Source organism: Brevibacillus dissolubilis (assembly GCF_006170445.1).
Lineage (GTDB): Bacteria > Bacillota > Bacilli > Brevibacillales > Brevibacillaceae > Brevibacillus_B > Brevibacillus_B dissolubilis.
Map to the genome: position 1 here is coordinate 57,914 of NZ_VCNA01000006.1, position 14,381 is coordinate 72,294.

A 14,381-nucleotide genomic window follows, 5' to 3' on the forward strand; every position below is an offset into this window, starting at 1 on the left:
TTTGTTTTGTCATGCACTCTTACAAACAAATAAACGAAGGTGGAACAATCCCATGGTAAGTAAAGTAAAGCGTCTCTTAATCGGTCGTCCGATGAAATCAACCGAGCTGGCAGATGAAAAATTAAGCAAGCGAAAAGCACTCGCTGTCCTCTCATCGGATGCACTCTCATCTGTCGCATACGGCACAGAACAAATCCTGCTGGTTCTCATGGTGCTGGGGGCCACCGCCCTCTGGTACTCGATCCCGATCTCGCTTGCCGTGCTGGGTCTTTTAACCGTCCTGATTCTCTCGTACCGCCAAACGATTTTTGCCTATCCATCCGGCGGGGGCGCCTACATCGTCGCCAAAGAGAATCTCGGGCTCAACTTCGGTCTGGTCGCAGGAGGCTCCCTGCTGGTTGACTACATCCTGACCGTGGCGGTAAGTGCCTCTGCGGGGACAGATGCGATCACCTCGGCATTTCCCAGCCTGCACGAGCACCGCGTCCTGATCGCGCTGACCATGATCGCGGTCCTGACGGTTCTCAACCTGCGCGGGATTACGGAATCGGCTTCCGTCTTGGCTTATCCGGTCTACATGTTCGTGCTCGCCATCTTCGTCCTGATCATCGCGGGACTCTATCAGGTGGCGACAGGTGATGTCCATCCGGCAGCGGCTCCTCAGTATGGCACGGCTGTGCATGGGGTTACCCTGTTTCTATTGCTCAAAGCATTCAGCTCGGGCTGCTCAGCCTTGACAGGGGTAGAGGCCGTATCGAATGCCATCCCCAATTTCAAGGCACCTGCCGAGCGCAACGCCGCTAAGACCTTGGTCATGATGGGACTTATCTTAGGCGCGATGTTCATGGGCATCAGCGTGCTGGCCTACGCATATGGCATCAGCCCAAGCCCGACAGAGACGGTCGTCTCTCAGATCGCGGCAGCTACTTTTGGCCGTGGTGTGGTCTATTACGCCATCCAGACTGTCACCGCAGCGATCCTGTTCCTCGCCGCCAACACCGCTTTCTCAGCGTTTCCACTGCTCGCTTTTATGCTGGCAAAAGATAAATTCATGCCGAATATGTTTACCGTACGCGGTGACCGTCTCGGCTTTTCCAACGGGATTATCGTGCTGGGCGTCCTGTCTGCACTACTGGTCGTGATCTTCAATGGTCACACCGAAAGTCTCATCCCGCTCTATGCCGTAGGGGTGTTCATCCCATTCACGCTCTCCCAATCCGGCATGATGCGCCGCTGGATTACGACGAAGCCTTCAGGGTGGGGTTTGTCATTTACGATCAACACCATCGGGATGCTGACCACGCTGACGATCACCTTGATCTTTATTTTCACCAAGTTCTCACAGGTCTGGCTCGTCTTCCTGTTCGTCCCGGCGATGATTATGATCTTCAAAAGAATCAACCAGCACTATACCAACATCGCCGAAGAGCTGCGCATCGACATCCATAACTGCAAGCCCGAGGAAAAAGGCAGCGTCATGGTCATCCCGATCGCCGGCATCACCAAAGTGGTCGCCAGCACCATCGGCTACGCCAAGTCGCTCACGGATAACGTCGTCTGCGTCTACATCGGCTTCGACGATGAGTCGATTGAGAAGATGGAGCGCAAATGGGAAGAATGGAACCCCGGCGTCCGCCTAATCGTCCTGCGTTCACGCTACCGGAGCATCATTAAGCCGCTGGTCAAGTTCATCGACACAGTGGAGTGGAAGACCGCGCACAATGATCACGTCACGGTGCTGATCCCGCAGTTCATCACGAAAAAGTGGTGGCATACGTTTCTGCATAATCAGACAGGGCTGTTGATTCGGGCTTATCTGTTTACACGGAAGGATATTACGATTGCGACGGTGCCGTATCATTTGCATAAGTAGAAGGTTATATATTATATAGAAGAAAGAAAACCATCCGATTGGCCGAGAAAAGTGGCGGAGCGGGTGGTTTTTTGCATTTGCATGTGCTGTTGGAGTGGTTTCTGAAAAGGGTTTTGATTATTGGATTGGAATAAGTCTATAGCAGATTAAAAGCATGTGGGAACGGGAGGTTTCTTTTCTATGATTACGATTCAGAGAGCAACGGATACTGAGATTCGAGATATCATCCAAAATCACTCGGCACAGGCCATGTTTGAAGGTGGCGACGGGACTTTCAGACCGACACAGGAGCGAGTCGAGCAGTTGAACAAGACGACTCTCGAAAAAGGAGCATTCTATCTTCTGGCAAAAGACGGTGAGCAATTGGCAGGCTGGGTAATGGTCGGTTCGAACAAGGATTTCTTTTCGGAAGAGATGATCGGGTTTATTTATGAGCTGTATGTGTTTCCTGAATACAGGGGGAAAGGAATCGCCAAGGAGCTGATGACAGAGGGGATCAGTGCGCTTCGGGAAGAGGGATATGAGGAGATTCGGTTGAATGTGTTTGCTGGAAACCAAGGGGCAAAGCGTCTGTATGAGAGTCTGGGATTCCTGGATCGGCAGACGGTGATGAGCCTGCGTTAACTCTAAGCATTGAGAACCCGTATCAAAACATGGTATGCTAAACAATGGAAATTAATTGATCGCTGAAGTATCACCCCAACGACAGAAAGCGAGGACCCCACCACCATGACCATCAAAGCCTACCTCTACAATAAATGCAGCACCTGCACCAAAGCGAAAAAATGGCTCGAAGCCACCAACATCCCATTCCAAGAAATCGCCATCGTAGACAACCCGCCGACCGCTGAGGAACTGCGCACCTACTGGCAGAACAGCGGCATCGACCTGAAAAAATTCTTTAACGTAAGCGGCCAATTCTACCGCGAACTGGGGCTCAAGGACCGCTTGCCATCCATGAGCGAGGACGAGATGCTCGACCTGCTCGCCTCCAACGGCAAGCTCATCAAACGCCCGCTGATCACCGACGGTCAGACCGTGACGCTTGGCTTCAAAGAAGAAGACCTGCAAAAAGCATGGGGGAACGCCTAAGATGACAGGGGGAACAGGAAACCCACACTGGAAGCCTTCCCGCCGCTTGGAGCACATGTCGTCTGCGATCTTCACCGAAATGGCCCAGCGTAAGCAGGACGTCGCACGCCGGATGCAGGTGATTGATCTGGGCATCGGAAGCCCGGACAAACCGCCTGCACCGCATCTGATCGAGGCACTCACTCAGGCAATCCAACGGCCTGATATGTACGGCTATCCCGGCTCGGAAGGCTCTCTTGCATTCCGCCAAGAGGTAGCGCTGTGGTATGAGCAACGCTTCGGTGTGAAGCTTGATCCAGCCACTGAGGTACACTCCTTGATGGGCTCCCAGGACGGCTTGGCCCACCTTGCTTTGGCATGGACAGATCCGGGTGACATCGTGCTGGTTCCTGATCCGGGGTACCCGATCTATGCAGGCAGTGTTCATCTGGCGGGAGCGGAGCTGTATCCGATGCCGCTTCGTGCAGAGAACGACTTTTTGCCTGATCTCGACGCCATTCCGGCTGAGATTCGCCAGCGTGCCAAGTTCATGATCCTGAACTACCCGAACAACCCGGTCTCCGCTGTGGCACCGCTGTCTTTTTTTGAAAAAGTAGTGCAATTCGCAAAGGAGCACCAGATCGCCGTTCTCCATGACCTGGCGTATTCTGAGATGGCGTTTGACGGCTACCGTCCACCGAGCTTTTTGCAGGTAGAAGGGGCGCGTGACGTTGCCATTGAGATGAATTCCTTCTCCAAAAGCTTCAATATGGCAGGCACTCGCATCGCTTATGCGGTCGGGAATGCTGATCTGATCCGCCCGCTTGCTGTGGTGAAATCCAATATCGATTACGGTGTGTTTGCCCCGGTTCAGGAGATGGCCGTTGCAGCGCTTCGGGCTGACCGGCTCGGTACCGTTCCCAATCGGACGAGTGAGATCTACCAGGAGCGCCGAGATGTGCTCTTAGGTGAGCTTACGCGCATTGGGTGGGATATTCCGAGACCGAAGGCGACCATGTTCGTCTGGGCACAGGTTCCGGCGGGCTGGACGTCCCGTACGTTTGCCTTTGAGCTGTTGGAGCGGGCAGGTGTCGTCGTGATCCCAGGTGATGCCTTCGGTGCGCAGGGGGAAGGATATGTGCGGATTGCACTGGTTCAGGAGCCTGCTGTCTTAAAAGAAGTGGCAGCGAGAATCGAGGCATCCGGAATTCTTGGGCAGTCGGTATAAAGCCTGAAAAACATGGGTATTCTTTTGTAGGGAAATTCATAACCTGCTCTCATAGTTAAAATAATTCCTATATTATATTGACTATAAAAAGGGACGTTTGTTATGATATCTATTGGAAGTTGAATTACATCCTAAAATATCTTGAGGAGGTTTTACATAATGGCACAACGTCTTGTAGGTCTTCAAGCTCCTGATTTCACACTCGAAACAGCTCTTGGCAACGGTCAAGAATTCGGTAAAGTATCCCTTTCCGACTACCGTGGCAAATGGCTCGTTCTTTTCTTCTATCCACTGGACTTCACTTTCGTTTGCCCTACTGAGATCATCTCTCTCTCTGACTCTATCGAAGATTTCAAAGATCTCGATGCAGAGGTTCTCGGTGTATCCGTAGACTCCAAACACTCCCACCGCGCATGGATCAACACTCCACGCGACCAAAACGGTCTTGGTGGCCTGAACTACCCACTCGCTTCTGACTTCAACAAAACAACTGCTCGCGCTTATGGCGTACTCGACGAAGAAGCAGGCGTTGCATTCCGCGGTCTCTTCATCATCGATCCAGAAGGCGTTCTCAAATACCAAGTTGTTACTGACCTCAACGTTGGTCGTTCCGACGAAGAAACTCTCCGCGTGCTTCAAGCACTCCAATCCGGTGGTCTTTGCCCAGCTAACTGGCGCCCAGGCCAAGCTCACCTCACTGCGAAGTAATTTGGCTTTCGCAGCCTGATGTAAATGGATATCCGAAAAAAGGGTCTAACTCTCAGTTGTTAGGCCCTTTTTTCCCTATATAAAAGGAGGTTTTTCCTATGCGTTTGCGCGAAGAATTGCCAGATTTCCCAGGGATTACAGAATGGGTAAACGGCCAAGTGTCCAAAGCAGATCTCGCAGGTAAGCCTGTCCTCGTTCACTTCTGGGCAGTCAGCTGCTACATGTGTAAAGAATCCATGCCACAGATCAATGAATGGCGTGAAAAATATGCCGACAAAGGTCTGCGTGTCATCGGGATTCACATGCCGCGCTCTGAGGCTGACACCAACATCGAGACGATCAAGGAAACCATCCAACAGCACAACCTGACTCACCCAATCGCGATCGACAACGAAATGAAGACGGTCGATGCGTTCCAGAACGAATATGTACCAGCTTTCTACCTGTTCGACGAGACTCTTCAGCTCCGCCATTTCCAAGCAGGCGAAAAAGGTCTGAACCTCGTTAAAAAACGTTTACATCGAATTTTGGGGATTGAAGAGGATTCCCAGTAATTTTGTCCAATACTGTTAAGGGAACATATTTCCGTGTAGATTGAATAGGAGGAACGTAAAGATGGAATTTCCAAAAGAACTGCGCTACAGCGAAGAGCACGAATGGGTACGTGTAGAGGGTAACAAAGCGTACATCGGCATCACCGAGTTTGCGCAATCTGAGTTGGGGGACATCGTGTTTGTAGAACTCCCAGAAGTAGGCGCTACAATTAAACAGGATGAGCCATTCGGCAGCGTTGAATCCGTAAAAACCGTTTCTGAGCTGTATGCACCTGTAACCGGTAAAGTGGTTGAAGTTAACCCTGAGCTGGAAGGTTCCCCTGAGCTCGTGAACTCATCTCCATATGAGCAAGCTTGGATGATCGTGGTAGAACTCTCCGACGCATCTGAACTTGATAAACTCATGGACGCTGACAAATACGCAGCAATGGTTCAAGAGTAATCTACATAGCCCTGACAGGGTATGAGACCAGTTCGTCATGAACTGGTCTTTTTTCTTTTTGTTACCCTTTTGCAACGATTTATCGGGAGAAATTGGCTAGAATGAAACCATGAAAGAGAACCTGATAAGGTTGGGGAGAAAGGGTGGAATGTAATATGAGAAAAACATGGTTGGTGGCAATGTGCGTCTTTGCCCAATCTTTGGCGGGATGCGAGGTACTTGCCTCTCCGAATGAGCTGATCAAGGCTCCGGCACTTGATGCGGGATTGAAGGAAGTCAATCAAGCGGTGATGGAGTATCTGCCGGCTGGTGCCAAGTTTGCAGTGCCGCTTACACCACGGGAAGCCGGGGCGGTTCAGCAGGTTGATCTGGACGGGGATGGGAGGGACGAAATCCTCGCTTTTTACAAAAAAGAACCCAATCTGTATCAATTGGGACTGCTGGTTTTGACGAAGGGGAATAGCGGCTGGGAGAAGGCTGCTGATTTTACAGGGGCAGGTCTTGATTTTCACAACGTCCAAACGACCGACCTGACGGGAGATCATCATCCCGAACTGATCGTCGGGATGCAGGCGGAGGAAGGGATGGACCGTGAACTCACCGTCTACACCATGAAGGGGAAGCGTGTTCAACCGTTGTGGAAGCAGACGTATGCGAACATGGCTGTGGGCGACCTGGATGGAGATGCTCAGGCAGAGATCGTGCTGGTGCAGCATGACCGTGAACAATTAACCGCCCGTGCTGAATTGTATCAGATGAAAAATCAGCAGATGACCAAACAAACCGAGACCCCACTGGACGGTAGCGTGAATCTCTATACCCAAGTGATGATCGGAAAAGCAACACCTGCCAAACGCGGGGTGTTTATTGATGCTGGCTTGGGGGCTCACTCTGCTGTCACGGATTTGTTATTCTATGAAAAGGGAACTCTCGTCAATGCCTTTGCGAGCAACCCGGATGAAGGTAATTCGGTCACGTTCAAAGCGTACCCCCTGGACTCCATGGACGTAAACGGTGATGGGATTGTAGAGATCGGAATGCAGACAGAGCCAGCCGGGTCAGAAGGCCAGGCCATGGTCGAGATCCCGTGGATTCAATCTTGGTATCAATGGACGGATAAAGGGTCGCTGAAGCTTATCTCCGAGAACTATGCGGATTATTATAATGGGTGGGAATGGAAGATTCCTACGCAATGGATTGGACATTATACGGTGAAAAAACAAGAGAATGCCACGGAGAAGACAGTGGAATTCTTTTATCTGGATCCATCAGGTGTCGTGCGGGACAGCTTTCTGAAGCTGGGCATTACAGCAAAAGACCCTGCCAAAGACGAGGAACGCGGTGTTCGCTATGACCGGACACACATTGAGCTTGGTGAAAAAGGTGGCAAGGTCTATTGGGCTGAATGGGAGAATCCAGGGTATTCTCAAGGATTGAAGGAAAATGCGTATAAGCAGCTTCTTTTAGATGAAAACGAAATCCGTAAGCACTTTGAATGGCTGCATTAAGAGGAAGTCTAAGGAACGAAAAATAGGAAAGAAAAAGAGAGGGAAAAAGATGAAGGTGCTCCTCTTAGAAGATGAGCCATCCATCCGTGATTTTGTCCGAATTAACCTCAAGCGTCAAGGCATCGAGATGGTAGAAGCGGCCACGGGGGAAGAGGTAATGAAGATGGGGATGGGGATGGAACTGGCCGGGATTGATATTGCCATTCTGGATGTGATGCTCCCGGGAATCGGTGGGGTGGAGGTGTGCCGCACGCTTCGCTCCCGGTTCCCGAGGATGGGGATCATCATGCTGACGGCACGAGGACAAGAACGTGACAAGGTAATGGGATTGGAAGCGGGAGCAGACGACTATGTGGTTAAACCGTTTAGCCCTGTTGAATTAGTGGCGCGAATCAAATCATTATACCGTCGTCTCTATCCTGCGCTTGACTGCTCCGCTGACGTGATCGTCGCGGAGCCTTTCACGTTGAGACTGGGGGATAAGACGTTGCTTCGCGGGGGACAGGGGATTGAATTGACCCCGAAGGAATTTGCGATTATCCGGCTTTTGATGGAAAATGCGAACAAAGCTGTCTCGCGGGACGAGATCTTGACTGCGGTCTGGGGGAAGCATTTTGTTGGTGAACTGAAAATTGTCGATGTCAACATGAGCCGGATCCGTCAAAAGATCGAAACGGACCCCGCACATCCCCGTTATATCGAAACAGTCTGGGGGCACGGCTATTTGTGGAGGAGGGAGTCATGAGTGGCTTGCAGGGCCGAATGCTTAGGAGCTTCGGCTTTATTCTCGTATTGGTCGTTGTGCTGCTGGAGGTCGCTTTTCTCTGGACGGTTCGCCTGTACTACTATGGCAGTGCCAAACAGTTTCTGATCCAAAGAGCAGAGACGGCCACCGCCTTTTATAATCAATATCTGCCCGGGTATGAGCTGAAGGAAAAAGCGGAGTCGATCTTAGAAAATCTATCGCAAAATGAAGTGGCGAAGATCGAAATCATTGACTACCAAGGATTCGTCCTGCTTGACTCCTATGGCTTTTCAGGGACGACGAGGGTGACAACACCTGATGTTGCTATCGCGTTGCGCGGGAATACAGGGTTTTGGCAGGGCTATGATGATAAGACACAGGAACAGCTGATGGCTGCGTCCCTGCCTCTGAAGGACATGGATCGTACTCTTGGCGTGCTACGCTACGTGATCTCCGTGGAGCCGTTGCGGGAGGAGGTGTGGTCCATCAGTTTGACCGCGATTGGGATTGGAGCGATTGTCATTCTCTTTTCGCTCGGGCTTAGTGCGGTATTTGCCTATCGGATCATACAGCCGATCAAGGAGCTGACGGAGATGACCAGCCTTCTGCCCAACGGCAACTTTTCCTACCGGGCCACCAAAAGGTATCAGGATGAAGTAGGCACCTTGGCTGATACCTTTAATCGGATGCTGGAGCGATTGGGCGAACATGAAAAGCTTAAGAATGATTTTATTTCATCCATCTCTCATGAATTGCGTACACCTCTGACTTCTATTAAGGGATGGAGTGAAACGTTGTTGACAGGAGACATGGACAATCATGAGGAATTGAATCAGGGTCTTACGGTCATCACCAACGAGACGAATCGTTTGGCTGCTTTAGTAGAAGAGCTCCTTGATTTTTCAAAAATACAAGGGGGAGAAATGAACCTGCACATCACGGAGTTTGATATGGCCGAACTTCTTCAATTTACGTATCAGCAGTTCAGCCAGCAGGCAAGACAAAAAGGAATCGCGCTCTCATTGACAACAGATTCGGCTATACTGATGGAAGGGGATGCTCACCGTATCAAACAGATTTTGGTCAATCTGCTTGATAACGCTCTGAAATTCACGTCCGCACAGGGACAGGTGGACATCACCGGAAGCAATGAGGACGCGTACGTCTCTATTTGCATTCGTGATACAGGTGAAGGAATCGCTGAGGAAGAATTGCCGAGAATCACGGAAAAGTTCTACAAGGGAAGCTCGCAACAGTCGGGAAGCGGACTGGGATTGGCGATTTGCCAAGAGATTGTGGCACGTCATCATGGCAAGATGGTGATCGAGAGCCGGATTGGAGAAGGGACGAAGATCACGCTCCTTTTGCCAAAGTTTTTCCTCAGGGGAAAAGGAATAGGCATCTGAATCAGACATGAAGTATAATAAAAAGAAAACCGAGAAAGATTGGGGATGCTGGAATCAATTAAGCGTAGAGAATCTTCGCGTTGTGGGATACAATCATGAAGTCAGACTACAAATAAAGTTCCTATCTATGTAATTATATATAGGCAATTATGGGAGGGAAACGTATATGAGTTTTTGTTGTGGAGCTAGCATGTTAGGGTCGTTTGGAACATTACGCCACTACAAAACACTGGTACACAATGTACCGATCGTGTACTGCCCGGTTTGTGACAGAATGGATGTTCATCCCGCAGTAGAAGGAGAATTTGAAATTCTTGTCGAATACGCACAAGGAGATAATGCGTCCGAAGTCGATTTTTCCGATTTCGTTAACATTGATCATATGCCTGAACTGTTTGAGAACTGCAGCATGACCGATCAGGGCAATTACGATGAAGTGTTGAAACACCAGATCGACATCGCACTCGATCTGCTGGGTGTCGCCAAACAAATCAACAACGAAGATTGGCAGCTCGAATTAAAAGACCGATTGCAAAAACTAAGTGAGCGGTTGCGAAAATACAACAAGCGCGCCGAGTCTACGCGCAGCGCCTAACGATTCAGTTTCGAGGCGGGATAGGCTTGTATGTAAGAGAGAGACCGTGTAGGAGGATTGTTCCATGTTTCAACTGCAAGGAGTTCACCACATTGCCCTCAATTGCCGCAATGTGATGAACGTGGCTCGTTTTTTCCAGGAGATACTCGAAGTGCCTATATCTCTCGAGCAGATTGTAGACGGCAATCCTGTCTACTTCTATGTGGGCTCTCACACGAGAATTGGACTCCATCCGTGCAGTAAAGAATTGAACAACGGCAGTGTCGGACATGTGGATCATATCGCGTTTTCGGTACAGACCCGCGATGAACTGGATTACCTCGTGGACAAGCTGGAAGCCTGCAACATCTGCTACCGCGGGCCGATTGAGCGCCCGACCAGCTACAATCTTTACTTTGAGACACCGGATGGTCACCACTTGGAAGTACGTCTTGATAAAGATGAAAATGATGATGACGCCTAATCGCGGGCGTCTTTTTTTATGCCTTTTTGGTGCTTGCAGATATCGTCGAGAAGTTCTTCGCTTCCCCGACATCGACCGACAGAGGCTCCCTTGGCTCGTCAAAGGATTCGACTCGACCGTGCCCGAATTCTTGGAACAAGGAAAAATCAGAGCGGAGGAGTGGGTCGTATGAGTACAATGATGGCGGTTTTGGAAAAGTTTCAGGAGCGTGTACAGCGAAAAGGATATCTGCAAATCATCATGCGTGGCTGGGACAAACGGGTGGGTGTGATCGTGGAGGACAGTGGAGAGCGCTTATGCATGACCGTCTTGCAGGGACGTCTGGTATCTACGGTCTGGCAAGGCATGGAGGAGCAGCCTGTGGATTTGGTGCTGTCGGGCAAAGCGGCTGACTTTGTCCAGCTGTTCGGCGGAGACGAGCTGACTTATGTACATGCCAAGCAAACGGTGAAAATCGTAGGTACGGTTCGTGATCATTTGAAGCTGGACACGCTACTTCGGCTGACGGCGGAGAATGAGATGGTAAGCGCCTGATTTTTTTAAAGAAGGCTCTGTCTTTTGCTACAATGAAGGAAAGAAGATTCTGGAATTGTGGCGGAGGATGAGATGAGACGATTGAATCCAAAAGTAGATTTTGTGTTTAAACGGATCTTTGGCACGGAAGAGAATAAAGACATTCTGCTGGCTTTCCTCAACGCGATCCTGCATCCCCCTGATGGGCAGGATTTGACGGAGATTGCTCTGCTTGATCCACATCTGAATCCAGATATGGTCGGCGATAAGACATCGATACTGGATGTACGGGCGATCACAGCCGCAGGGATACCGATCAATATTGAGATCCAGCTGTTTAACAAGTACAATATTGAGAAGCGGACGTTGTATTACTGGGCCAAGCTCTATCAGGAACAGCTGGAACAAGGTCAGAATTACCGTGAGTTGAAAAAGGCGGTAACGATCAATATTGTCGATTTTAACTGTCTGGAGACCGATGAGTTCCACAGTGTCTTTCGTGTCAGGGAAGATAGGACAGGGCAGCTCTTGACCGATGATCTGGAGATTCATTTTTTAGAATTACGGAAGCTTACGAGCCAGCAGGCCATGCCGAATGAGCGTCTCATGAAATGGATGATGTTCTTGCAGGCAGAGAATGAAGAAACACTGGAGGGAGTAGCCATGGACGAGCCAGCGATTCGTAAAGCCGTCGATGTGTTGAAATTCCTGAGTCAAGATAAAGAGACACGGCGACTGTTTGAGATGCGCGAGAAGGCGCTGAAGGATGAGGTGTCGATGATTCACGGGGCTAAGGAGGAGGGGGAGGCTAAAGGCAGAGCAGAAGGTATTTCTCAAGGCATCGCCCAAAGCAAAGCCAAGATCGCCAAAAACCTCATCTCCCTCGGCATGGATGATCATCTCATCGTCCAAGCCACGGGATTGACCCCTGCCGAGATCGACCAACTCAAAAATCAACCAACCGGGTAACCATCTGAGCACACTTTCCATATTAGGGAAGTGTGCTTTTTCTGTTATAATAACCCCAAGGGATGGTGAGAAACGTTGAAACAAAATCGACTGGGGAGAACGGGCCTGACTGTTTCCCATTTGGGATTCGGGGCTATGCATCTCCCGAAGATTACACAGGAAGAAGCCAATCGTGTCATGAACTATGCGCTTGACCGAGGTATTACCTATATTGATACGGCAGCGGCCTATGGTGACAGCGAGGAAAAGCTGGGCCATGCGATCAGCCACCGCCGTACAGAATTCGTGTTGAACACCAAGACGAACAAGCGCACATACAGCGAAGCCAAGCAAGAAATAGAGAACAGCTTGCGCAAACTAAAGACTGATTATATTGACATCGTGCAGATTCACTATGTCAACTATGTCAAAGAATATAGACAGGCAAAAGAACCAGATGGCGCCATCCGTGCCGCAGAAGAGATGAAAAACAAAGGATATATCGGACACATCGGGATCACGGGTCACCGTCCCGAATTGCTGGCCAAGTGGCTGCGCGATTATCCGTTTGACACGGTACTGTTTCACCTCAGCATGGTGCAGCCGTTTGCCGCTAAAGAAATGATGCCGACCGCAGAAGAGTTGGACGTGGGTATGATCGCGATGAAGCCTTTGTCTGGGCCATTCCTTTCACGCGTCACCGAAGCGATTCGTTACTCGGGCAGCTCCAACGCCCACGTGATTTTATCTGGTATGAAATCGATCGAAGAAGTAGATATGAACTTCGCTGCATTGGATCGGGAGGTGGACGAAGCAGAACGTGCGGAGCTGTTCGCTATGGCGGAAGGGCTTGGGGAACACAATTGCCGCCGGTGCAACTACTGTTCCTGTCCGCTCGGCATCCGTATACCAGATACCCTGATTCCATCCCGCTACCGTGACAAATTCGGATTCCTTGCAGCGGGGGAAAAGCTTTGGCAGGACTCGGCCGCACACTTTGCTGCATGTCTTGCGTATGAACCATGCCGTGAGAAGCCGCTGTGCCAACAGGCCTGTCCGTACCACCTGCCGATCCAAGACGAAATTCGCCGCCTGACAGAGGAGCATTAAAAAAAGGAGACTGGAGATCATGACTACCCAATCGCTTACCGATACGATTCAACAACGCCGTGAACAGATTTTGTCAACCTTTCATCACCTGCATGCCAATCCGGAGATCAGCTGGCAGGAGGTTCAGACTACCGTTTATCTGAAGGAACGGATGGAAGCACTGGGCTTGCGTGTCACTACTTTTGATGACTGTACCGGATTGGTGGCAGAATGGGGCCAAGGCAAGCCGGTTGTCGGACTTCGTACAGATATCGATGCGCTCTGGCAGATTGTTGACGGCGAGTGGCGTGCCAACCATTCATGCGGGCATGATGCGCATATGACCCTGATCGTCGAGACTATTGAGACGCTCAAAGCATCCGGCTTTGAACCAAAAGGAACACTGAAGATCCTGTTCCAGCCGGCAGAGGAAAAAGGTACAGGCGCACTCAAGCTGATTGAAAAAGGCGTCTGTGACGATATCGAGTATCTCTACGGCGTCCATCTGCGTCCAAACGAGGAGATGGGTTCAGGCTTTGCGGCACCGGCGATCTACAACGGAGCAGCACAGTTTATTGAAGGAAAAATTACAGGTGTGGCGGCACACGGAGCGCGTCCACATCAAGGGATCAATGCGATTGAAGTAGCCAGCGCGATTGTGAACGGATTGGGCAGTGTCCATCCGAATCCGACGATCCCGGCGACCGTCAAGATGACGAAGCTTCATGCGGGTGGAGAGAGCTACAACATCATCCCGGATATTGCTGAATTCGCACTGGATCTGCGCGCTCAGACCAATGAACAGATGGACCTGCTGCTTTCGCGCACCCAGCAGGTGATCGAGGGTGTTGCCGCGATGTTCGGTGCTACGATCGAGTGTAAGCTTGGTTCCCGCATGGTGGCCGCAGAGGTGGATACCGATGCCAGCCGTCTGCTTGGAGAGGCGATCTTGGACGTCTTAGGTGAAGCCGGGCTGAAAAACGGACCGATTACACCAGGAGCAGAGGATTTCCACTTCTATGCCGTAGAACGTCCGCAGATCAAAGCAACCATGCTCGCACTCGGATGTGACCTCAAACCAGGTCTGCATCATCCGCATATGCATTTTGAGCGGGAGGCGTTATTGACAGGAGTCGAGATTTTGGCACGGGCGATCGTCCGTACCTTTGATGCCGCATGAGTTGGATTGACGGGTTGTATCTGGCGCTGATCGTCTGCGTGGTGTTGTTTTTGCGGGC

Annotated in this window: 16 protein-coding genes; all 16 read left to right on the forward strand. The window is 50.6% G+C overall.

The annotated features are described in order from the left end of the window. Positions 1-52 precede the first annotated feature (52 nt). The 16 genes from FGI41_RS12925 to FGI41_RS13000 all read left to right on the forward strand — a co-directional run bounded on the left by FGI41_RS12925 (position 53) and on the right by FGI41_RS13000 (position 14,323). Positions 53-1,873, forward strand: coding sequence for an APC family permease (locus FGI41_RS12925; protein ID WP_139490562.1), 1,821 nt, complete (start codon positions 53-55; stop codon positions 1,871-1,873). Positions 1,874-2,053: 180 nt separating this feature from the next. Beyond that, positions 2,054-2,497, forward strand: a complete 444-nt coding sequence (locus FGI41_RS12930) for a GNAT family N-acetyltransferase (RefSeq protein WP_139490563.1) — start codon at positions 2,054-2,056, stop codon at positions 2,495-2,497. 105 nt (positions 2,498-2,602) lie between these two features. After that, positions 2,603-2,965: an arsenate reductase family protein gene (locus FGI41_RS12935; protein ID WP_139490565.1), complete on the forward strand. Its 363-nt coding sequence runs from the start codon at positions 2,603-2,605 to the stop codon at positions 2,963-2,965. A gap of 1 nt (position 2,966) precedes the next feature. Next, positions 2,967-4,172 carry an aminotransferase class I/II-fold pyridoxal phosphate-dependent enzyme gene (locus FGI41_RS12940; protein WP_139490567.1) on the forward strand — a complete coding sequence of 402 codons (1,206 nt, stop codon included), beginning with the start codon at positions 2,967-2,969 and terminating at the stop codon, positions 4,170-4,172. A gap of 159 nt (positions 4,173-4,331) precedes the next feature. Then, entirely contained in the window at positions 4,332-4,880 is a 549-nt protein-coding gene (locus FGI41_RS12945) for a peroxiredoxin (RefSeq protein WP_139490569.1), read from the forward strand. Positions 4,881-4,978: 98 nt separating this feature from the next. Continuing rightward, complete coding sequence (locus FGI41_RS12950; RefSeq protein WP_139490571.1) at positions 4,979-5,434, forward strand: redoxin domain-containing protein; 456 nt, start codon at positions 4,979-4,981, stop codon at positions 5,432-5,434. A gap of 61 nt (positions 5,435-5,495) precedes the next feature. Further along, positions 5,496-5,876: a glycine cleavage system protein GcvH gene (gene gcvH / locus FGI41_RS12955; protein ID WP_139490573.1), complete on the forward strand. Its 381-nt coding sequence runs from the start codon at positions 5,496-5,498 to the stop codon at positions 5,874-5,876. Positions 5,877-6,031: 155 nt separating this feature from the next. Beyond that, on the forward strand, positions 6,032-7,384 hold the full coding sequence (locus FGI41_RS12960) for a VCBS repeat-containing protein (protein WP_139490574.1): 1,353 nt from the start codon (positions 6,032-6,034) through the stop codon (positions 7,382-7,384). A 49-nt stretch (positions 7,385-7,433) separates the two neighbouring features. Next, positions 7,434-8,129 (forward strand): response regulator transcription factor, encoded by a 696-nt coding sequence (locus tag FGI41_RS12965; protein ID WP_139490576.1) that lies wholly within the window; start codon positions 7,434-7,436, stop codon positions 8,127-8,129. Then, positions 8,126-9,535 carry a sensor histidine kinase gene (locus tag FGI41_RS12970; protein ID WP_139490578.1) on the forward strand — a complete coding sequence of 470 codons (1,410 nt, stop codon included), beginning with the start codon at positions 8,126-8,128 and terminating at the stop codon, positions 9,533-9,535. The genes FGI41_RS12965 and FGI41_RS12970 overlap by 4 nt, the downstream gene beginning before the upstream one ends. A gap of 166 nt (positions 9,536-9,701) precedes the next feature. Next, positions 9,702-10,130, forward strand: a complete 429-nt coding sequence (locus tag FGI41_RS12975) for a hypothetical protein (protein ID WP_139490579.1) — start codon at positions 9,702-9,704, stop codon at positions 10,128-10,130. A gap of 64 nt (positions 10,131-10,194) precedes the next feature. Next, positions 10,195-10,593 carry a VOC family protein gene (locus FGI41_RS12980; RefSeq protein ID WP_139490581.1) on the forward strand — a complete coding sequence of 133 codons (399 nt, stop codon included), beginning with the start codon at positions 10,195-10,197 and terminating at the stop codon, positions 10,591-10,593. 168 nt (positions 10,594-10,761) lie between these two features. Next, positions 10,762-11,127, forward strand: coding sequence for an SCP-2 sterol transfer family protein (locus FGI41_RS12985; RefSeq protein ID WP_139490583.1), 366 nt, complete (start codon positions 10,762-10,764; stop codon positions 11,125-11,127). Between the two features lie 72 nt (positions 11,128-11,199). After that, positions 11,200-12,075 (forward strand): Rpn family recombination-promoting nuclease/putative transposase, encoded by an 876-nt coding sequence (locus FGI41_RS12990; protein WP_139490585.1) that lies wholly within the window; start codon positions 11,200-11,202, stop codon positions 12,073-12,075. 75 nt (positions 12,076-12,150) lie between these two features. After that, complete coding sequence (locus tag FGI41_RS12995) at positions 12,151-13,164, forward strand: aldo/keto reductase (protein ID WP_255298449.1); 1,014 nt, start codon at positions 12,151-12,153, stop codon at positions 13,162-13,164. A gap of 19 nt (positions 13,165-13,183) precedes the next feature. Further along, positions 13,184-14,323 carry a M20 peptidase aminoacylase family protein gene (locus tag FGI41_RS13000; protein ID WP_139490587.1) on the forward strand — a complete coding sequence of 380 codons (1,140 nt, stop codon included), beginning with the start codon at positions 13,184-13,186 and terminating at the stop codon, positions 14,321-14,323. Positions 14,324-14,381 lie beyond the last annotated feature (58 nt).

What these genes read in the sequence shown, in the direction of transcription:
- FGI41_RS12930 (WP_139490563.1), top strand. Translation starts at nt 2,054, where the DNA reads ATGATTACGATTCAGAGAGCAACGGATACTGAGATTCGAGATATCATC.
- FGI41_RS12990 (WP_139490585.1), top strand. Translation starts at nt 11,200, where the DNA reads ATGAGACGATTGAATCCAAAAGTAGATTTTGTGTTTAAACGGATCTTT.
- FGI41_RS12965 (WP_139490576.1), top strand. Translation starts at nt 7,434, where the DNA reads ATGAAGGTGCTCCTCTTAGAAGATGAGCCATCCATCCGTGATTTTGTC.
- gcvH (WP_139490573.1), top strand. Translation starts at nt 5,496, where the DNA reads ATGGAATTTCCAAAAGAACTGCGCTACAGCGAAGAGCACGAATGGGTA.
- FGI41_RS12940 (WP_139490567.1), top strand. Translation starts at nt 2,967, where the DNA reads ATGACAGGGGGAACAGGAAACCCACACTGGAAGCCTTCCCGCCGCTTG.
- FGI41_RS12960 (WP_139490574.1), top strand. Translation starts at nt 6,032, where the DNA reads ATGAGAAAAACATGGTTGGTGGCAATGTGCGTCTTTGCCCAATCTTTG.
- FGI41_RS12980 (WP_139490581.1), top strand. Translation starts at nt 10,195, where the DNA reads ATGTTTCAACTGCAAGGAGTTCACCACATTGCCCTCAATTGCCGCAAT.
- FGI41_RS12950 (WP_139490571.1), top strand. Translation starts at nt 4,979, where the DNA reads ATGCGTTTGCGCGAAGAATTGCCAGATTTCCCAGGGATTACAGAATGG.
- FGI41_RS12975 (WP_139490579.1), top strand. Translation starts at nt 9,702, where the DNA reads ATGAGTTTTTGTTGTGGAGCTAGCATGTTAGGGTCGTTTGGAACATTA.
- FGI41_RS12925 (WP_139490562.1), top strand. Translation starts at nt 53, where the DNA reads ATGGTAAGTAAAGTAAAGCGTCTCTTAATCGGTCGTCCGATGAAATCA.
- FGI41_RS12985 (WP_139490583.1), top strand. Translation starts at nt 10,762, where the DNA reads ATGAGTACAATGATGGCGGTTTTGGAAAAGTTTCAGGAGCGTGTACAG.
- FGI41_RS12970 (WP_139490578.1), top strand. Translation starts at nt 8,126, where the DNA reads ATGAGTGGCTTGCAGGGCCGAATGCTTAGGAGCTTCGGCTTTATTCTC.
- FGI41_RS12935 (WP_139490565.1), top strand. Translation starts at nt 2,603, where the DNA reads ATGACCATCAAAGCCTACCTCTACAATAAATGCAGCACCTGCACCAAA.
- FGI41_RS13000 (WP_139490587.1), top strand. Translation starts at nt 13,184, where the DNA reads ATGACTACCCAATCGCTTACCGATACGATTCAACAACGCCGTGAACAG.
- FGI41_RS12945 (WP_139490569.1), top strand. Translation starts at nt 4,332, where the DNA reads ATGGCACAACGTCTTGTAGGTCTTCAAGCTCCTGATTTCACACTCGAA.